Source organism: Phenylobacterium sp., assembly GCF_013822795.1.
Taxonomy (GTDB): Bacteria; Pseudomonadota; Alphaproteobacteria; order Caulobacterales; family Caulobacteraceae; genus Phenylobacterium.
This window is the reverse complement of the sequence record NZ_PNLB01000007.1, coordinates 109,742-129,372: the sequence shown is the minus strand read 5'-3', so window position 1 is coordinate 129,372 and position 19,631 is coordinate 109,742. Positions and strand designations below refer to the sequence as shown.

Here is a 19,631-nt window from a genome sequence, read left to right as displayed (position 1 = left end):
GATAGCTTCCTAATACATGCCGCAGGGAAGGAGATGCGTCGGCTCTACGTCGTCGCGTCGAAGCGGCGTGCGGCCATTGCTTGACGGCGTGGCCGACGGACAGCGTTCCCGCACGTGCAAAGCTGAATATGTATAGACATTAGTCGTCGGCGGTCCGTCGCGACGGCATCGAAGCGCTCCGTAACGCCGGGAGGGTGGCGCAGGGCGCTTTCTGACAAGGGGGTAGGTATGAACCGTTTTTCCAAGCGTCTGCTGCTGGCGAGCGCGATGCTCACTGGTGCGATGTCCGCCGTTCCGGCATGGGCGCAGAGCGCTCACGACGTTGAGGAAGTCATCGTCACCGGCAGCCGCATCAAGCGCGTCGACATCAGCGGCGTCGGCCCGGCGACCGTGGTCAGCCAGGAAGAGATCTCGAACACCGGCATCACCAACGTCGAGACCCTGCTGCAGCGCCTGCCGGCCTCGGCCGGCGCCGCCGGCGGCCAGACCAGCGCCTATTGGACCGGAAACGGCTATGGCACGGCGCAGGTGAACCTGCGCGGGCTGGGCATCAACCGCACCCTGACCCTGATCAACGGCCGCCGCATCGTGAACGGCGGCACCGGCGCCAACAGCGCCCCCGACCTGAACATGATCCCGACCTCGATCATCGGTCGGATGGACGTGCTGAAGGACGGCGCCTCGGCCATCTACGGCGCCGACGCCGTCGCGGGCGTGGTCAACATCGTCACCATCGACGGCTACGAAGGCCTGAAGCTCTCGGGCAAGTTCGGCATCACCGACGAGAGCGATGGCGAGGAGTACACGCTCGACCTGCTGTGGGGCATGCGCGGCGATCGCGGCGGCGTCACCGCGGCGGTCACCTACCAGAAGACCGAAGCGGTCAACATGGCCACCCGGGCGCCTTGCAGCCTCGGCGAGAGCGGCGGACAGCTGGTCTGTTCGTACAGCGGCAACACGCTGGGCGGCCGTGCGCGGCTGGCCGACGGCCGGGTCGTCAACTTCAGCCAGACGCCTGGCCCAGACGGCAACTACTTCGAGCTCTACAACGGCGCCAAGCACGGCTTCAATTCGAACCCGTTCCTCAACGCGGTCTCGCCGATCGAGCGGATCAGCACGGCGTTCCTGGCCGACTACGACCTGACCGACGACGTCCAGCTGTTCGGCGAGTTCTTCTTCACCCACCGCAAGAGCAACCAGCTGGCCACCCCCGGCGGCCTGACCCATCGTCCGACCAACCCGGACGGCACGCCCGACGTGCTGCGCAACTTCACGATCCGGGCCTCGAACCCGAACAACCCGACCGGCCAGGACCTGGTGCTGCTGGCCCGCCGGCTCGGCGAGGGCGGCCCGCGCAAGTTCTTCCAGGAAACCGACACCTATCGCCTGGTCGCGGGCGCCCGCGGCAAGGTCGTCGGCGACTGGACCTGGGAAGCGGCGGTGAACTGGGGCCGGAACACCGGCATCGACGCGATGACCAACATCGCCAACCTGGAACGCGTGCAGAAGACCATGAACTGCGTGCCCGGCGCCCCCTGCGGCGACTATCTGGGCGCCGGCAGCCTGAGCAAGGAGGTGCTGGACTACATCCTCTACACCTCGCGCGACACCGGCGGTAACGAGCAGCGCAGCGCCACGCTCGACTTCTCCGGCACGGTCTTCGAGCTGCCCGCCGGTCCGGTCGGCGCGGCCGTCGGCCTGCTCTATCGCGAGGAGGAAGGCTGGCGCGATCCCGACGCCCTGACCGTTCTGGGCATCGGCAACACCAACCAGCAAGATTCCATCTCCGGCTCGATGAAGGCCAAGGAAGCCTATCTCGAAGTCTCCGCGCCGCTGCTGGCCGACCTGCCGCTGATCAAGCGCTTGGATGTCGACGGGGCCGTCCGTTACTCGGACTACGACCTGTTCGGCAGCAACCTGACCTACAAGGCCAGCCTCAACTGGACCGCGATCGAGGGGCTGCGTCTGCGCGCCACCTACGGCACCGGCTTCCGAGTTCCCAGTGTGCCCGAACTGTTCGGCGGCGTCGCCGAAGGCAACCTGACCACCACCGATCCCTGCAGCGGCTACAGCACCAGCGGCAACGCGACCCTGATCGCCAACTGCCAGGCCTCGGGCGTTCCGGCCGGCTTCCGGCAACTGGGCACCACGATCCTGACCACCAACGGCGGCAACAGCGAACTGCAGCCGGAAGAGGCCAAGACCTTCACGCTCGGCCTGGTGTTCACCCCGCCCCAGGTCAGCGGCCTGTCGGTCACGATCGACTACTTCGACATCGAGATCACCGATGCGATCCGCTCGATCCCGGGTTCGACCAAGCTGGCGGTCTGCTACGCCTCGACCGGAATGACCCATCCGTTCTGCGGTCCCAGCAACTTCACGCGCAGCGCGCTGACGGGCGAGGTCAGCTACCTCTCCTCCATCCCGGTGAACACCGGCAAGGAAGAGATGACCGGCGTGGACATCGGCATCCACTACGACTTCGACCTGTTCGAGCGCCAGGCGAGCTTCGACTGGAACACGACCTATCTCGGCGAGTACCTGATCACCGCCTATGACGGCGCCGAGCCGATCCGGTTCGACGGCCACATCGGCGGCGGCAACGGCGGCTTCCCGAAGTGGCGTTCGAACGCCAGCTTCACGGTCACCGACGAAAAGTGGACCGGGACCTACTCGGTGCAGATGATCGGCAAGGCGACTGACTTCAACGCCGCGCCGAAGGACATCGGCTACGAGGCGCCGCGGGTGTTCTACCACAACGCCCAGCTCGCCTATCGCATCGCCGACAACGCCGACATCGCCGTCGGCGTGGACAACATCTTCGACAAGAAAGCTCCGTACATCCAGAGCTTCACTGACGGTAACACCGACACCATGACCTACGACCTTCTGGGTCGCCGCGGTTATGTGCGTCTGACCTATCAGTTCAACTAGGTCGGCGCACGGCGCCGGGCGGGCTGCCCCATGGCCCGTCCGGCGTCGGCTTTTTGCTGAAGAGAGTTCGACATGCGCCTGCCGGCCCTGGCCCGGAAGACCCACAAGTGGCTCGCCCTGATCATCGCCGTCCAGGCGGTGTTCTGGATGCTTAGCGGCCTCTACATGACCGCGGTCCACATCGACATCATCCATGGCGACCATCTGGTGCGCGCGCCGCGCCAGCAGCCGATCGCCCTCGACGGCTTGGTCGAGCCGACGAGCCTCGTCCCTGGCGGAACCCACGCGGTGCGTCTGGGCGCCCAGCTTGGCCAGCCGGTCTACGTGGTCGACGCGATCCCCGGCCGCATGCTGTTCGACGCCCGCAGCGGCGAGCTGCTGTCGCCGATCGACGAGACCGCCGCCCGCAATCGCGCGATCGAGCTCTATGCCGGCAAGGGCGGGGTCAAGAGCGTCGAACTGCTCGACGTCGCCCCCGGCGAGATCAAGGGGCGGCAGGTGCCGATCTGGCGGGTCGAGTTCGAAGGTCTGTGGAAGCCGACGCTCTACATCTCGCCGCAGTCCGGCGAGCTGGTGGCCAAGCGCCACGACCTGTGGCGCACCTTCGACTTCGTCTGGATGCTCCACATCATGGACTACGAGGCGCGCACCGACGTGAACAACCTGCTGCTGCGCGTGGCCACCTGGATGGCTGTCGCGACCTCGGCCACCGGCGGCTGGCTGCTGCTCTACAGTTTCCGTCGCCGGCGCCGCGCGCGCAAAGCGGCCTAGGGGATCGTCCGATGTTTCTGATCCGCACACTTCACAAGTGGTTCGGCCTGGTGCTGGGCCTGCAGATGCTGCTCTGGTCGATCAGCGGCGCGATGATGGCCTTGCTGGACCATCACAAGGTCGCCGGAGAAGGGGCGGTCCGCGAGGCCGCGCCGCCGATGCTGCCGGCCCAGGCGCTGTCCCTGGCCCAGGTGGCGGCCACGCTGGGTGAGCCGGTGCTGAAACTGCAGCTGAAGACCCTCGGGACGTCGCAGGTCTACCAGGCGACGACGCCCTCGGGGATCAAGCTGCTCGACGCGGCGACCGGCCAGCCGGTGGTCATCGATGCGGCCAAGGCCGGGGCGCTGGCCGCCGCGGCCTTCGCCGGTCCGGAAGGCGTCACGTCTATCCGCAAAGTCGAGAAGCCGGATGTCGAGTCACGCACCGCCGAACTGCCGGCCTGGCGGGTGGAGTTCGCCGATGCGGAGCGCACCACGCTGTTCATGTCGGCGGCGACCGGCGAGATGCAGCTGCTGCGCAACGACACTTGGCGGCTGTGGGACATCTTCTGGATGATCCACATCATGGACTACACCAAGCGGGAGAGCTTCAACCACCCGCTGATCATCACGGTCGCCAGCGGCGTGACCTGGCTGACGCTCAGCGGCGTGATCCTGCTGTTCCGCAGCTTCCGCCGTCAGGACTTCGCCTATCTGCTCGACCCGATCGAGCGGCTGCGCGAAGGCCGCGCGAAGGGCTGAGACGGCCGCCCGGACGACTAGATGTCGATCCGGGCGATGACCGGCTGCGGCAGCAGCCGGATGATCAGCATGACATAGCGCCAGAACCAGGGGCCGTAGACGATGGCGCTGCGCCCGTTCAGGCCCTTGACGATGACCTTCGCCACCGCGCCCGGCGTGGCCCACAGCGGTCCGCCCTTGGGCAGGTCGGCGGTCATCGGGGTGTCGACGAAGCCCAGCTTGAACACCACCGCCTTGGGACCGCCATGCAGCGCGCTGCGATGGGCCAGGCCTTGCATCAGCACGGCCAGTCCCGCCTTGGCGGCGCCATAGACGAAGTTCGAACTGCGGCCGCGGTCGCCGGCCACGCTGCCGATCGCCGCGACCACGCCGTTGCGGCCATCCGTGCGTTCCAGCCGGCGGGCGAGGGCCAACGCCCAGAGACCGGCGGAGGTGAAGTTGACGTCGATCAGCGCAGCGGCGTGCGCGGCGTCTTGCTCGGCGCGGGTCTGGTCGCCCAGCAGGCCGTGCGCGATCAGCGCGGTGTCGAAACCACCGATTTGATCAGCCAGCGACTGCAGCAGTTCGTCAGTTGGCTCGGCCTCCACCAGGTCCAGCGCTCGGACCGCGACGTTGGGTGAGCCGCGCACGCGCAGATCGGCGGCGATCGCCTCGAGCCGCGGGCCGTCGCGCGCAACCAGCACCAGCTGCGCGCCTTGGCTGGCGAGCTCGCGCGCAACGGCCTCTGCGATGGCCGAAGCGGCGCCCAGGATCAGGACGCCGCGTCCGCGCCAGGCGTTATTGGTCATGTGTCACTCGTCGCCAGAAACGTGAAGAAAACAAGGGATCGCGCAGAGCCTCGAGCTCGCGCCAGCGCGGATAGCCCGCGCGGAATGTGGCCGCGGACATGCGCCCGTCCTTGGCCGGATAGATCTTGCCGCCGGCCGCCACGACGATGCTGTCGAGACGTTCGAGCAGTTTCAGGGTCGCTTCGCCACGGTTTGGGAAATCCAACGCCAGCGAGGCGCCTGGCCCCTCGAACGAGACGAGGCCGCCCGAGCGTAGCGGCCCCAGGCTCTTGAGCACCGCCAGGAACGAGCCCTGGCCAGCGGCGACGAGGGTCCGCAGCGCCTCGGTCATGGCGTCTTTCTGCGCCGCCAGGGGAGCCATGAACTGGTGCTGGTAGAAGCCGGCCGGACCATAGAAGCGGTTCCAGCCGCCGATGGCGTCGAGCGGATAGAACGCCCCGCCATAGTGCTTGCGGGCGGTCCCGCGGCGCATCCGCTGCATCCCGCCATAGGCGGCGTTGAAGGCCCGCAGCGACAGTTTGTTCATGAGGCCCGGGGGCGCCGTGATCGGAACCTGCAGCTTCTGGCGCGGGGCGTGCGGCGCCAGCCCGCCCGCCGCGGACCAGTTGGCGCGGTACATGACGCCGCGTCCCAGCGCCGTGCCGCTGGCGGTGCAGTCGATCCACGACGAGACATGCTCGAAGCGCGGGTCGCTCTCAGCGCTTAGCAGGAAGTACTCGGCCAGGTTTGCGAAAGGCACGGTCTCTTCGTCGACGAAGGTGCTCGGGATCGGCGCAAGCGCGATCTCGGCCCAGGCGATCAGGCCGGTAAGACCCAGGCCCCCGAGGGTCGCGTGGAACAGCTCGGGCCGCTCCTGCGGCGACAGCTCCAGGGCGCCGGCGTCCGAGCGCAGCAACCCGATGCGGCGGACATGCCGCCCGAACGAACCGGCGCGATGATGGTTCTTGCCGTGCACGTCGTTGGCGATCGCCCCGCCCAAGGTCACGAACCGCGTGCCCGGCGTCGTCGGCAGAAACCAGCCGTGCGGCGTCGCCATCCGCAAGATCTCATCCAGGCTGACCCCGGCCTCGGCGCGCAGGACGCCGCTCGCAGGGTCGAAGGCGATGAACCGGTCGACGCCGCGCATCGAGATCATCAGCCCGTCGGGATTAAGGCCGCTGTCGCCATAGGAACGGTGAAGGCCGGCGGCGAGCAGCCCGCCGCCTCCGGCGGCCTCTCCGATCAGTCCCGGCAATTGGTCCCGATGCAGGGGCCGGGCGACCTGATGAGGCAGGCGCGGCGTGCGCCCCCAGGGCTCGACGACCTGGCTGTGAAAGCTCAGGGCCATGCGAGCGTGGCCAGCACGAAGGCCCCGACCAGCGGGACCATCAGCTTCCAGCTGAAGCGATCACGGATGGCATAGGCGATCGGGTCTTCGTCCAGCTCGCCTCGTCCGGCGATCAGCCAGAGCCGCGCGACCCAGATCATCAGCAGAAACGGTGCGACCCACAGCCAATCGGGCCGCGCATAGATGTTCGAGGGGAACGCCTCTTCCATCAGATAGGTCACCACGATCAGCACCGAGGCGACGCTGGAGGCCGCCCCGAGCGCCAGCACCGCCGGCCCGTCGTCGGTGCGATAGCCGCGTCCCGGCAGGAGGCGGGAGGCTTCGCCGCCCCGCAGGTTGTGGATCTCGGCGTAGCGCTTGGCCAGCGACATCGAGAAGAAGAAGAACAGCGAGAAGGTGACCAGCCAGGGTGATTGCGGGGTGCCGATCACCGCTGCGCCGATCGCGATGCGGATGGCGTAGAGCGCGGCTAGGGCCGCGACGTCCAACAGCGCCAGTCGCTTCAGGCGGAAGGTGTAGGTCAGGGTCAGGACGGCGTAGCCCGCCAGGCCCAGCAGCAGGATCGGCGACGTCGCCAGCGCCAGGCCGGCGGCGAGCAGCAGCAGCAGCGGGACGGCGACCGCGACATGCTCGATGCGCAGCACGCCCGCCGCCAGCGGTCGATGCCGCTTGGTGGCGTGCCGCCGGTCGGACGCCAGGTCCGAGAGGTCGTTGACCAGATAGGTCGCCGAGGCGGTTAGTCCGAGGGCGATGAACGCCACCACGCTCAGCAGCAGGGCGTGGGGCTCGGTGAACTTCTGCGATAGCAGCAGCGGCAGGAACACGAGCAGGTTCTTGGTCCACTGGTGCAGGCGCAGCGCGCGCCGCCAGGTCTTCGGGCTGGGCCGGTCGCGACCGAACTCGGCTTCGAGCGGCTTGCCCAGGTTTCGCGCGTCTTGGGCGACGCTGGCGGTCGCGCCCGCCAGCACAATGCTTTCGGCATGCGCCCAGACCTTGAGGTCGGCCCGGGAGTCGCCGGCATAGCAGAAGCCTTCCGGGAAGCGCTCGGCCAGGCGCTCGGCTTTGCGTGCGCCTTTGAGGTTGCGCCCTGCATCACTGCCCTCGGCGCTGTCGAACAGGCCACAGTGGTCGGCCACGGCGTCGGCGATGGACTGGTGCGCGGCGGTGACCAGATGGATCGGCCGCGACTGCGATTTCTCTCCGCGCAGGAAGTCCAGCAGAGGCTCGTTGTACGGCAGGGCGGCGGGATCCAGCGGCTGCAACTGCGCCAGACGATCCTTGAACGCCGCGCGGCCACGCAGCAGCGTCGGCAACAGCGTGAGCGCGGCCAGGGGCTTGCGGAACACTAGGGCCACGAACTGCTCGGCCAGGGTGTCGGTGCGGACCAGGGTGTCGTCGAGGTCGACGACCAGCACGCTGGCGACTGCACCTTGAGCGTTCAGGGTCATTTGGCGGGCCCGTGGGTTCGGAACGTGTAGCGCTTGTGCAGGGCGAAGCTGAGCACGGCGGGGGACAGCACGCCAACGCCGTGGCCGATCGCCTCGGCCCAGGGGCGCGCCATGAACCGCGGCAGCAGCAACTCACCCAGCAGCATGGAGACCAGCCAGACGACGGCGAACGACACGACGTTCACCGCCACGAAGCGCATGAACTGGCCGCGGCGCTCGCCCGGCGCGGTCGGGAAGACGAAGCGCCGGTTGAGCTCGAAGGCGACCAGCACGCCGACCGCATAGGCGCAAACCACGGCCGCGGCATAGGGCAGGGCGTGGCTGAAGGCGAAACGGCTCAGCCATTGGGCCGCGGCGGCGGTTCCGCCGACCAGTAGGAAGGCCGCGAACTGCCGGCTCAGCAATGGGCGCAGGCGCTCATGCACGCGGAAGGCTCTCCACCAGGCGTCGGGCATAGCCGATGCTCTCGGATACGCCGCGGTCCTCGGGATAGTAGAAGCAGGTGTCGGCGATCTGAAGCCCGGCCACGGGCGTCTGCGGATTGGGGATCTTGTCGCCGAACCCGACATCGCAGACTGGCTGGGCGTAGCGCAGGCGCGCGACATGGCTGGCGATGCGGTCCTCAGGGCCGAGCGCCGGGTTCACGCGCTGTAGATAGCCATAGCTCTCGTCGACGAAGGTCTCATCAGGCCGCCCGAAGGCGAGGTTGTCCGAGGGCATGTAGTAGGGGACGTAGACGATGTGTCGGTCGAGCGGGCGCAGGTTCGAAAACTCGACGAAACCCGGCGCGCCGATGGCCGGATCAGAGATGTTGACCCAGAAGTTCGCGGTGACCGGCTTGGCCAGCTGGTGGACGACGCAGACCACGCCGACATTCTCGAACTGGGCATAGGCGCGCGCCAGCTCGGGCTGGTCGGCCAGCATCGCGGCCGCATACGGCATGGCGACGGTCGAGATGACCTGGCTGGCCTCGAACCGGCGTCCGTCGCGGGCTTCGACGCCCTGTACCTGCCCTTGGTCGATCAGCAGGCGTGCGGCCGGGGTCGACAGATGGATCTTGCCGCCCATCTTCTCGATCGCCGCCGTCAGGGCTGCGACCAGCGCCTCCGAGCCGCCCTCGATGTAGCCGAGCTCCTCCTGGAACAGCGAGCGGCGCGAACGGCCCAGCCGCTTGATCCGCTGCCAGACCCAGGCTGCAGAGATGCTCTCGGCGTGCTCGTAGAATTTCAGCTCGAACAGCGGCCGCCAGAGCTTGTCGTAGACCCGTGGCCCGCACCACGCGCGGAACCAGTCCGCGGCGCTGATCTTGTCGAGCCGCCGCCAATCCGACCGCTTGGTGGAGAGATAGGCCTGCAGGCCGTAGCGCACCTTCTCGACCAGGCTCATGCCGGGGAAGGTCAGCAGCGAGATCGGATCGCCCCACGGATGCAGCTTGCCGTCGACGAAGAACCCCATCTTGGTCGGGACCCAGCGGATCGGCGGGAGGCCGAGTTCGGCCAGCAGCGCGGTGGTGTCGACGTCGCTGCGGCAGCAGAAATGGTAGAAGCGCTCCAGCGACAGACCGTTGAAATCGAAATGCGCGGCCATGCCGCCGGGCCGGTCTCCGGCCTCCAGGACCTCGACCTTCCACCCGGCCTTGGCGGCGTAATAGGCCGCGGCTAGTCCCATCGGCCCAGCGCCGATCACCAGCAGTTTGTCGTCCGCCCGGGCCATCAGAAGGTCAGCTCGACATCGGCGTAGGCGGGGTCCTTCAAGGTGGCGCTCAACGCCTCGCGCAGGGGCGTCGCTCGCACGCCGAAAATGGCCGGCCAGTCGATCACCTCGAACACGTCCGGCGTCCTCAACGCCTTTAGCTGGGCGGTGGTGAACGGCGGATTGCGGTCGAAGATCGCATAGGTCTTCAGCAGGATACTGAAGAGCCAGACGGGTATCCTGACGATAGGCGTCTTCGATCCGTCGATATCGCGGATCTGCCGGATGAGATCGATATAGTCGATCCGCTCCTGGCCGGAGATGTTGAACGCGCCCTCCCTCCGCTCGTGCAAGCAGGCGCCGATGATGCTGGCGAAGTCGCCGGCGTAGAGGGGTTGGCGCAGATAGCGCCCGTCTCCGGGAATCGGAAACACCGGCGCGCGGCGCATGAAGCGGGCCAGCCAGCCCAGGTGCTTGCGGTCGAACCAGCCGAACATCAGCGTCGGCCGCAGGATGACATGCGGCAGCTCGCACCGTGCGACGATCGCCTCCTGCGCCTTCTTGCTCTCGGTGTAGAGGTCATGGGCCTGGGAGTTCACGACCGACGAGCTGACATGCGCCACATAGGGCCGCTTGCCGCGCGCGGCGGCCGCCAGCACCCGCTCCGTCGCGACGATGTTGTTGCGCCGGAACGCTTCCGGATCGAGTCCCCCGATCTGGGCTTGCAGCATGACCACGGCGTCGCAGCCCGCCGCGACATCCTCCCAGGCGCCCGGCTCGGCCAGATCGGCGGTGATCACCTGCAGCTGCGGATGCAGCTGCTGAAGGACCGCGGTGTTCTGCGGGTGCTTGTCGACGGCCACCAGCTCGAACTCGCCGGCGCGCGCTAGCTGGGCGATCAGGTTCTGGCCGACGAGGCCCGCCGCGCCGGTGACGAGAACACGCTGCATCATGGAAGGACACGCACTCTAGGGGGACTGCCGGCGGATCTCGCCGGCGCAGGTCTTGCGGCCTGACGCCGCGAGCATGGGACGATTCTGCAGCTCATCAGGACGCGGCCGACAACGCGCAGATCGAACCGTCGGTCAGGGTCGCTACGATCTGTGGATGCGCGGGACGCTTCTTGAGGTCGAGATGCCAGCCGACGCCCGGATCGGTCACCGTCGGCAGGCCTTTGGGAACATCGGGGCGCGCCTGGCCGGTGGCGGCCATGCCGAGGAGAAGTCCGTTGTCGAGCACGGCGATCGATTTCACCGGCGCGCCGGCCGCGGCGTCCCAGGCCCAGCCGAACATCCGCCAGCCCCCGACCTTCCGCGCCACCGTTCCGTCAAGGTTGCCGCGGCACCGCGCCGGATCAACCGCCGGGTTGGCGACGAGCTCAGCCATGTACGTCAGGTCTGGCGGGCTCAGTTCGCGAACGACGGCGCCTGGCCGAAGCATGAGGCAGCCGCCGACGGAGACGGCGAGACCAAGCCCCAGCAGGGCCGTGCGCCCACGCGGCGCTGCGCCTCCGCGGCTCAAGGCGAGACCCACGCCGATGCCGACCAGAGCCAGCGTTCCCAAAGCCGCGAGGTCCAGGGTGACAAGGCTGCTGAGCGGCGCCGCAATCCAGACGACGCCCGTATAGAGCCCTGTCGCGGCGGCGAGGGCCAACAGCAAGCTGCGGCCCCAAGGCATGGCGCCGGCCGCGACGATGCCGGCCAAGGCCAGCGCCAGCACGGCGTCGTAGCTGAATTGGTGCACGAAGAGCGCGAGGAAGGTCACGCCTACGAACAGCGCGTAGCATCCAGCCGCGGAGGCGAGCAGGCGGGCCGCCATCGCCGCCTGGGGCGGCCGCTCGGCGCGTGGGCGCGCGAAGCTCCAGACGCCCAACGCGCCCAACAGCAACAGCGACAGATTGCCAGCGCTAAGCGCGTAGAAATCCCAGCGCCGCAACTGCCCCGCGACATCGATCTCGCCAGGGACGATAGGGCGCGCCAGCGGCTCGGGGCCCTGCGGAGGATTGGGCGTAAAGACATAGGCCGCGATCTCGGCCTTGGTCTGGAGCCACTGGAGCACCGTGAAGCTCTGGTATCGCGCGGCGAGGCGTTCTGGCAGCGACTCCTTGGGGGCGAGATGCAGGTCGCCGGTCAGAGCGTAGGCGAGCAGCGGGTCCTGGCTGGGCAGGGCGCTCGCCTTGTAGGCCGACCAACTGGCCAGCAAGGCAAGGCCGACGGCCGCTCCGGCCACCAGCGCCTTAGGCGAGCGCCATAGCCGCGTTGCGAAGTAGACCAGCGCGGCAGGCGCGAGGAAGAACGACGAGGCCGCATGGCAGAGCATGGCGAACCCGGCCAGGCCGCCAAAGGTCGCCGTTTCGCCGACGCTGGCGCGCGGCGATGGCCGCAATCGGAAGGCGTAACCCGTTGCGGCGATGCTGAACGCCGCGCCCATCAGCTTTGGCCAAGTGTAGCCGGTGTTGAACAAAGCGAACGGAGTGAGCGCAACAAGCAGCACGCCGATTGCGGCGATCGCCGGCGACAGTTTGCCGGCTCGGCGAGCCGCCCAGTAGAGGGCCGCCGCCCACAGCGAAGTCAGCGTCACGCCGCCTACGGCAAGCGCCACGGGTTGAAGGTGTGGTCCGTCATTGTTCGCCTGGAGCAGGGCGAAGACATCGGCGAACAATAGGTACCCGCCGGCCATCAGCGGCGGTCGATCGCTGAGTGACCAGTCGCCGGGCATCGTCACGAGTTGATGCGTTCCCAGTCGCACGGCCTCGGCGAACATGCCCGGAAGCAGGTGATCGGAGGACCAGATCGCCGGCGCAAACCGATGGGCGGGCTCCCACGCGCCCGAGCCCGTAGCGCCGAGATGCAGAACGGTGAGGGCGACAAAGCCGGTGAGGAACCAGACGTAAACCGGGATCCGTTGGGCGCGCCAGACGGACCGCGCCAGATCGGGAGCTTTCCAGCACGCGCCGACCGCAACACCGATGAGCGCCATGACCGGGAGGAGCCCGCCGCGCGGGGGCAGCGGCGTCCAGGCGTAGAGGTAGAAGAGGGTCAGGCAGGCCGCCCCAAGCCCCAGGAACCCGCCTAGCACCGGATCCACCCCGCTGCGCGTGGCCCTGGCCACCAGCCCCCCTGCAAAGAACGGAGCGAGCACGATCGCGAACGCCGTCAGAAAGAAGCCGACGTAACCAAGGTAGGATTGCTTGAGGTAACTTAGCGCCGAGACAGCGTAGGGCTGCGCCACCCCGACGTTCCGGAAATCGGACGTTCCGACCAGCCGAAGATAGACCTCGCCGCCCGCGCACCACTTGTCCCCGAGCGGCACGATGGTTTCGGTGTACGTGCCAGCGGTTCCGCCCCCGGCTATGGGCTTTATCCGCTCGTGCGTGGAGCACCGCAGATAGAGGGCGTTGCGCGTTTCGTACTCGCGGATCGTGCCTTGATACAGCACCCCGACATAGTCCGCGGGCTCTAACGGTCCCATCTCGAGGGCCAGCGGGCGCACGCCAGCCGGCGACCAGGATCGGTAGATGACTGAGTCCCGCGGGGTCCCCGGCCGCAACGCCGCGTCCAGATCCGTAACCTCGGCGAGGGGCGCTGTCTGCGTCTGTCCGACGACAACGTGGGTCTGGACGCCGTGCATGGGCGAGGCCGGCGGTTCAGGCGCGAGCGCGATCGCAATACTCAGCAGCGCCAGCGCGCCAAGCACCGCTCGCAGCAACCACATGCCCAGATCGCTCCCCTCCTGTCCGCCGATGAATCAGCGGTGGCCGACCATAGGTCAGCAACGTGCGGCGAAGAAGATGCTAGCGGGGGTTGTGGCTATCGAAGCGAAGCGTTGATTTTGGCTAGGGCGGCTGCGCCGGGCCCAAGCTCGCGTTCGCTCAACGTGTTGAGCGGGACGTCGACCGTCCCGAGGTTCTCGTGCAGATCGCGCGCCCCGGGGTCGAGGAAGAGCAAGCCGGTCACGATCTCGCCCAGCGCCTGCCGCGCCTGCAGATAGGCCAGCGCGCCCACCCGGTCGGACGGATCGTAGTGCTCGGCGAGCTTGTGCAGGTGCAGGACCGAGCCGTCATGCTGGGCGACCGGCACGGTCTCGCCCGGGGCGTAGTCGATGGTGATGGCGCTGCGCGCCGGCACGAGGTCCATCCGGTTCACCGCTTCATTGTGCTCGCGCACATAGTCGTAGGACTTGGTGGATCCGGCGTGGTTGTTGAACTGAACGCAGGGACTGATGCAGTCGATGAAGGCCGCCCCCTTGTGGCTGAGCGCAGCCTTGATCAGCGGCACAAGCTGGTTCTTGTCGCCCGAGAAGGAACGCGCCACGAAGGTCGCGCCCATCTGCAGGGCCAGACTGACCAGGTCGATGCCGGCGTCATGGTTGACCACCCCCTTCTTGGACTTCGAGCCCTTGTCGGAGGTGGCCGAGAACTGACCCTTGGTCAGGCCGTACACGCCGTTGTTCTCGACGATGTAGAGCATGTTCACACCGCGCCGGATCGAGTGCGCGAACTGGCCCAGCCCGATGGAGGCGCTGTCGCCGTCGCCAGAAACGCCGAGATAGATCAGGTCGCGGTTCGCGAGATTGGCGCCGGTCAGCACTGACGGCATGCGCCCGTGGACGGTGTTGAATCCGTGGGAGTTGCCAAGGAAATAGTCGGGCGTCTTCGACGAGCAGCCGATGCCTGACAGCTTGGCCACCCGGTGCGGCGGCAGGTCCAGTTCGTAGCAGGCCTGGATGATCGCCGACGAAATCGAGTCGTGGCCGCAACCGGCGCACAGGGTCGAGACCGCGCCCTCGTAGTCGCGCCGAGTATATCCGAGCGCGTTCGGCTTGAGCTGCGGGTGATGCAGTTGCGGCTTGGTGATGTAGGTCATTCGGCCGCCTCCGGCATGGGCGTGCGTTCGCTCATCAGCCGCGTCACCGTCTCGGTGATGAAGCGGGCGGTGATTGGCGTGCCGTCGTAGTGCAGCACCGCGGTCAGCCGCGACGGATCGATCTCGCCTTCGTTGATCAGCAGCGTCCGCAGCTGGGCGTCGCGGTTCTGTTCGATCACGAAGACCCGGTCGTGGGCGGCGATGAACTCGAAAATCTCGTCGGCGAAGGGGAAGCCGCGAACGCGAAGGGCGTCGAGGTGCAGCCCCGCATGTTCGAGGCTGCCGAGCGCTTCATGCACCGCCGGCGTGCTCGATCCGAAGTAGATGACGCCCTCGCGGGTCGAACGTGTCGCGCTGCGCAGGACCGGGCTGGGCACCAGCCGCCGGGCGGTGTCGAACTTGCGCAGCAGTCGTTCCATGTTGCCGACATAGACCGCGCCTTCCTCGCTGTAGCGGGCGTAGGGATTTCGCGAGGTGCCGCGGGTGAAGTAACCGCCCTTGGTCGGGTGGGCGCCGGGATAGGTGCGGTAGGGGATGCCGTCGCCATCGACCTCGAGGTAGCGGCCGAACTCGACGCCGGCTTCCAGTTCGTCGTAGCCGAGCACCTTGCCGCGATCGAGCTTGCGGTCGTCATCCCATTCGAAGGGCTTCGTCAGCCACTCGTTCATGCCGATATCGAGGTCGAGCATCACAAAGACGGTGGTTTGCAGACGGTCGGCGAGGTCGAACGCCTGGGCGCCCATCTCGAAACACTCGCCCGGATCGGCCGGCAGCAGCAGCGGGTGCTTGGTGTCGCCGTGTCCGGCGTAGGCGGCGGCCAGCAGATCGGCCTGTTGGGTGCGGGTCGGCATCCCTGTCGATGGCCCGCCACGCTGAACGTCGAAGATCACCGCCGGGATTTCGGCGAAGTAGGACAGGCCGATGAACTCGGTCATCAGCGACACGCCTGGGCCCGACGTGGCCGTGAACGCGCGCGCGCCGTTCCAGCCGGCCCCGACCACCACGCCGATCGAGGCGATCTCGTCCTCGGCTTGGACGATCGCATAGCGCGCCTTGCCGGTTTCGGGATCGATGCGCAGGTCTTCGCAGTAGCCCGTGAAGGCCTCCGCGAGCGAGGTCGAGGGGGTGATCGGATACCAGGCGCAAACGGTGGCCCCGCCATAGACGGCGCCGAGGGCGGCGGCGGCGTTGCCCTCGACGAAGATCCGGTCGCCGACCTTGTCGGCGCGCCTCACCTTCAACCGCAGCGGCGAGAGATGCTCGGCCACATAGTCGCGGCCCATGTGCAGGGCCGCGACGTTGGCCGCGATCAGCCGGTCCTTGCCGGCGAACTGCTCGGCCAGCAGTTGTTCGATGACCCCGATCTCGATGTCGAGCAGGGCGGCCAACGCCCCGACATAGATGATGTTCTTGAACAGCTGGCGTTCGCGCGGGAGCTGGTAGGCGGCATTGCACATCGCCGTCAGCGGCACCCCGACGACCGTAATGTCGTCGCGGAATTTCGAGGCCGGCAGCGGCTTGGTGGAATCGTAGAACAGGTAGCCGCCAGGTTCGATCTCGGCGACGTCGCGGTCCCAGGTCTGCGGATTCATCGCCACCATCAGGTCGACGCCGCCGCGCCGGCCCAGATGTCCGGCCTCGGTCACCCGCACTTCGAACCAGGTCGGCAAGCCCTGGATGTTGGACGGGAAGATATTCCGCGCGGCCACCGGCACGCCCATGCGCAGGATCGCCTTGGCGAACATGCTGTTGGCGCTGGCTGACCCGGAACCGTTGACGTTCGCGAACTTGACGACGAAGTCGTTGAGCGCCTCTAGCGGCATGATCCCCCCGCATGGGTCATTTCGAGCAGGAACTTCTGCATGTCCCACGCGCCGGTGGGGCAGCGCTCGGCGCAGAGGCCGCAGTGCAGGCAGACGTCTTCGTCCTTCACCATGACCCGGCCGGTCGGCAGGTCGCCGGAGACGTAGAGCGCTTGATCCTGGTTGAGCGCGGGCGCCTTCAGCCGACCGCGCAGGTCGGCCTCGTCGCCGTTCTCGGTGAAGGTGATGCAGTCGGTCGGACAGATATCGACGCAGGCGTCGCACTCGATGCAGGCGCTTTCCGCGAACACGGTTTGCACGTCGCAGTTCAGGCAGCGCTGGGTCTCGCGATAGGCCGTGGCCCGGTCGAAGCCCAGCTCGACCTCCAGCCGGACGTCCTTCAGCGCCTCGCCCTTGTCCAGCAGCGGCACCCGATATCGGGCGTCATTGGCCGGATCGTTGTCGTAGCTCCACTCGTGGATGCCCATCTTCTGGCTGGTCATCGAGGTTCCCGGCGGCGGCCGAATGGCCAGGTCCTCGGCCTTGCAGAACTTGTCGATGGAGATCGCTGCGTCATGACCGTGGGCGACCGCCCAGATGATGTTCTTCGGCCCAAACGCCGCGTCGCCGCCGAAGAACACCTTGGCCAGCGTCGACTGGAAGGTGAGGGGATCGACCTTGGGCATGCCCCAGTCGTCGAAGGCCAGGCCGATGTCGCGCTCGATCCAAGGGAAGGCGTTCTCCTGGCCGACCGCTACCAGTACGTCGTCGCACTCGTAGTGCTCGTCGGGTTCTCCCGAGGGGACGAGGCTGCGGCGGCCCTTGGCGTCGAACTCGGGGCGGACCTTCTCGAAAAGCACGCCTGTCAGCCTACCGCTCTCGTGGGTGAAGGCCTTGGGAACGAGGTAGTTGAGGATCGGAATATCCTCGTGGAGCGCGTCTTCCTTTTCCCAGGGGCTGGCCTTCATTTCCTCGAAGCCGGAGCGGACGATCACCTTGACGTCCTGTCCGCCCAACCGACGCGAGGTGCGGCAGCAGTCCATGGCGGTGTTGCCGCCGCCCAGGACGATCACTCGCCGCCCGATCTTGTCGACATGGCCGAACGAGACGTTGCTCAGCCAATCGATGCCTATGTGGATGTTGGCCGCGGCTTCCTGGCGTCCTGGCAGATCGAGGTCGCGGCCGCGCGGGGCGCCAGATCCGACGAAGACGGCGTCATAGCCCTCGGCGAGCAGCGCCTTGAGGCTGTCGACCCGCTCACCCAGCCGCATGTCCATGCCCAGGCCGGTGACGTAGCCGACCTCCTCGTCGATCACCTCCTCAGGCAGGCGGAAGCGCGGGATCTGGCTGCGGATCATGCCGCCGGCCTTGGCTTCCCCATCGAACAGGGTCAGCTCGTAACCTAGCGGGGCGAGGTCGCGCGCGACGGTCAACGAGGCCGGGCCGGCGCCGATTAGCGCCACGCGCTTGCCGTTGGACACCGCGACCGGCGCGGGCAGCCGGCCCGTGATGTCCTCCTTGTTGTCGGCGGCGACGCGCTTGAGGCGACAGATCGCGACCGGCTCATCTTCGACTCGGCCGCGTCGGCAGGCCGGCTCACAGGGTCTGTCGCAGGTCCGCCCCAGGATTCCGGGGAAGACGTTCGACTTCCAGTTGACCATGTAGGCATCCGAGTACCGACCTTCGGCGATCAGGCGGATGTACTCAGGAACAGGTGTGTGGGCCGGGCAGGCCCATTGGCAATCGACGACTTTATGAAAGTAGTCAGGCCCCTCGGTACTGGTGCGGTGCACAATCGCTTCCTTCCCACACGCCATTCTTTCGCGGTTGCGAAGACGAGGGTCAGTGAAAGCAGACTCGCCTTACCGCGACGCAGCGTTCGAGAGGATGGTAGGACCCTATCGTGGCGTGAGCCAATACATTTCTTGCAGCGTTCGACGTCTAAGTCGGTGATTTCGTCGACTTATGTCGTGGGCGCCGCATCAGAGGAGCTGACAGCTAAGGCGCAGCTTGCCGTGGCTCAAGTTGCTGTGAAGCCGGGCGAATTTCACGCGCCTGTTACGGGAAAGGGCTTGGTTGTCGTCAAGCTTTGCTTAACTGTTTCGCCAACCAGCCAAGGAGGTCCTCCGATGCCGAACCAGCCGTTCGAAGTCGCGTCCCCGTTCGACGACGCCGACATCGCCGAAAACATGATCGAAGCCGTGGTCGACGACGGCCAGGACAGCCAGTCGCTGGAGATCAACCTGCGCCGCGCTCAGGCCGAGCACGCGGAGAACCTGCGCCTGGCGCGGGCGCTCTAGGCGCCTGCTACTTGTCGCGCTTGCGAAGCAGGCGGCGTAGCGCCGCCATGCCCGCAGGCGCGAGCAGCACCAGCACTCCCAGCAGATAGATCAGGCGGGCTTCCTCTGGCACGGTCCTAGACCTCGTCGTCATTCGGAATGTTGAGCAACTCGCCGCAGGCCTTGCAGTGGACGGCATCGACGTCGTGCCGGCGCAGTCCGCAGGTCGGGCAGGTGAAGCGGATTTTGTAGGGCCGGAACAGGGTCTGGGCCAGGCGCACGAACAGCGTGATCCCAGTCAGCATGGTCACCATCGAGATCACTCGGCCCCAGGTGCCGGGCAGGGTGATGTCGCCGAAACCGGTCGTCGTCAGGGTGGCGATGGTGAAATAGAGCGCGTCGACGTAGCCGCTGATGCCCTCGGTCCGCGCGAAGCTCGTATAGACGAACCCGGTCATGATGAAGATGAAGGTGATCAGGGTCGACGTCGCCCGGATCACGTCCTCCCAGCGCGTCTCGTTGTAACGCCGGCCGACCGTGACCCAGAAGAACTCGGAATGGACCAGTGTCCACAGCCGCAGCACCCGCAGGAAGGCGAGGTTGAACAGCCAGAGCGGGAACAGCAGCGTCACCAGGACGAACAGGTCGATCCAGGTCACAGGCCGCTTGATCCAGGCGCCCAGGTTGTCGCTCGCCAGGGCCCGGGCCAGCAGATCGGCCGCCAGCACGAAGGCCATCGCGTAGTCGATGAACAGGAACACCGGCGTATCGCGTAGCAGCGGCGCGGCGATGAAGAAGGCGATCATCACGAAGTCGATCGCGATCACCGTCAGCCGGAAGCGCACCGAGCGGTCGGATTTGCCGAAATAGAGCTCGTGCAGTCGTGCTCGGATGCGCGGTCCCAGACGGCGCTGGCCAGGTTCGGGAAGCGGAGCGGCGTCGGCGGGCATTGAACGAACATAGATGCGCCGCCGCGGAGGGGAAG

General features: G+C 67.2%; 15 protein-coding genes. 4 read left to right on the top strand and 11 right to left on the bottom strand.

The window, feature by feature from the left end; genetic code table 11:
- The first annotated feature begins 228 nt into the window (after positions 1–228).
- The 3 genes from C0481_RS08280 (at position 229) to C0481_RS08270 (ending at position 4,445) form a co-directional block, all read left to right on the top strand.
- Positions 229–2,934 carry a TonB-dependent receptor gene (locus C0481_RS08280; protein ID WP_293402543.1) on the top strand — a complete coding sequence of 902 codons (2,706 nt, stop codon included), beginning with the start codon at positions 229–231 and terminating at the stop codon, positions 2,932–2,934.
- 72 nt (positions 2,935–3,006) lie between these two features.
- Positions 3,007–3,705, top strand: a complete 699-nt coding sequence (locus C0481_RS08275) for a hypothetical protein (protein ID WP_293402541.1) — start codon at positions 3,007–3,009, stop codon at positions 3,703–3,705.
- Between the two features lie 11 nt (positions 3,706–3,716).
- Positions 3,717–4,445 (top strand): PepSY domain-containing protein, encoded by a 729-nt coding sequence (locus C0481_RS08270; protein ID WP_293402539.1) that lies wholly within the window; start codon positions 3,717–3,719, stop codon positions 4,443–4,445.
- A gap of 17 nt (positions 4,446–4,462) precedes the next feature.
- On the opposite strand, the gene C0481_RS08265 is transcribed toward C0481_RS08270, so the two are convergent.
- The 10 genes from C0481_RS08265 to C0481_RS08220 all read right to left on the bottom strand — a co-directional run bounded on the left by C0481_RS08265 (position 4,463) and on the right by C0481_RS08220 (position 18,160).
- Positions 4,463–5,233, bottom strand: a complete 771-nt coding sequence (locus tag C0481_RS08265; protein ID WP_293402537.1) for an SDR family NAD(P)-dependent oxidoreductase — start codon at positions 5,231–5,233, stop codon at positions 4,463–4,465.
- Positions 5,223–6,560, bottom strand: coding sequence for an FAD-binding oxidoreductase (locus C0481_RS08260; RefSeq protein ID WP_293402535.1), 1,338 nt, complete (start codon positions 6,558–6,560; stop codon positions 5,223–5,225). Before C0481_RS08260 ends, C0481_RS08265 begins: the two co-directional genes overlap by 11 nt.
- Positions 6,551–8,008 carry a UbiA family prenyltransferase gene (locus C0481_RS08255; RefSeq protein ID WP_293402533.1) on the bottom strand — a complete coding sequence of 486 codons (1,458 nt, stop codon included), beginning with the start codon at positions 8,006–8,008 and terminating at the stop codon, positions 6,551–6,553. Before C0481_RS08255 ends, C0481_RS08260 begins: the two co-directional genes overlap by 10 nt.
- Positions 8,005–8,463, bottom strand: a complete 459-nt coding sequence (locus C0481_RS08250; RefSeq protein ID WP_293402531.1) for a GtrA family protein — start codon at positions 8,461–8,463, stop codon at positions 8,005–8,007. The genes C0481_RS08255 and C0481_RS08250 overlap by 4 nt, the downstream gene beginning before the upstream one ends.
- On the bottom strand, positions 8,426–9,721 hold the full coding sequence (locus tag C0481_RS08245) for an NAD(P)/FAD-dependent oxidoreductase (RefSeq protein ID WP_293402529.1): 1,296 nt from the start codon (positions 9,719–9,721) through the stop codon (positions 8,426–8,428). Before C0481_RS08245 ends, C0481_RS08250 begins: the two co-directional genes overlap by 38 nt.
- Positions 9,721–10,653, bottom strand: a complete 933-nt coding sequence (locus tag C0481_RS08240; RefSeq protein WP_293402527.1) for an NAD-dependent epimerase/dehydratase family protein — start codon at positions 10,651–10,653, stop codon at positions 9,721–9,723. Before C0481_RS08240 ends, C0481_RS08245 begins: the two co-directional genes overlap by 1 nt.
- 94 nt (positions 10,654–10,747) lie before the next feature.
- Positions 10,748–13,408, bottom strand: a complete 2,661-nt coding sequence (locus C0481_RS08235) for a hypothetical protein (protein WP_293402525.1) — start codon at positions 13,406–13,408, stop codon at positions 10,748–10,750.
- Between the two features lie 101 nt (positions 13,409–13,509).
- Positions 13,510–14,565, bottom strand: coding sequence for a 2-oxoacid:ferredoxin oxidoreductase subunit beta (locus C0481_RS08230; protein WP_293402523.1), 1,056 nt, complete (start codon positions 14,563–14,565; stop codon positions 13,510–13,512).
- Positions 14,562–16,388: a 2-oxoacid:acceptor oxidoreductase subunit alpha gene (locus C0481_RS08225; RefSeq protein ID WP_293402521.1), complete on the bottom strand. Its 1,827-nt coding sequence runs from the start codon at positions 16,386–16,388 to the stop codon at positions 14,562–14,564. Before C0481_RS08225 ends, C0481_RS08230 begins: the two co-directional genes overlap by 4 nt.
- On the bottom strand, positions 16,379–18,160 hold the full coding sequence (locus C0481_RS08220; protein ID WP_293402519.1) for an FAD-dependent oxidoreductase: 1,782 nt from the start codon (positions 18,158–18,160) through the stop codon (positions 16,379–16,381). The genes C0481_RS08225 and C0481_RS08220 overlap by 10 nt, the downstream gene beginning before the upstream one ends.
- Before the next feature lie 336 nt (positions 18,161–18,496).
- On the opposite strand from C0481_RS08220, the gene C0481_RS08215 reads away from it, so the two are divergent.
- Positions 18,497–18,667, top strand: a complete 171-nt coding sequence (locus tag C0481_RS08215; RefSeq protein WP_293402517.1) for a hypothetical protein — start codon at positions 18,497–18,499, stop codon at positions 18,665–18,667.
- A gap of 116 nt (positions 18,668–18,783) precedes the next feature.
- Here C0481_RS08215 and C0481_RS08210 read toward each other — a convergent pair whose 3' ends face one another.
- Complete coding sequence (locus C0481_RS08210; protein ID WP_293402515.1) at positions 18,784–19,596, bottom strand: potassium channel family protein; 813 nt, start codon at positions 19,594–19,596, stop codon at positions 18,784–18,786.
- Positions 19,597–19,631: the final 35 nt, after the last annotated feature.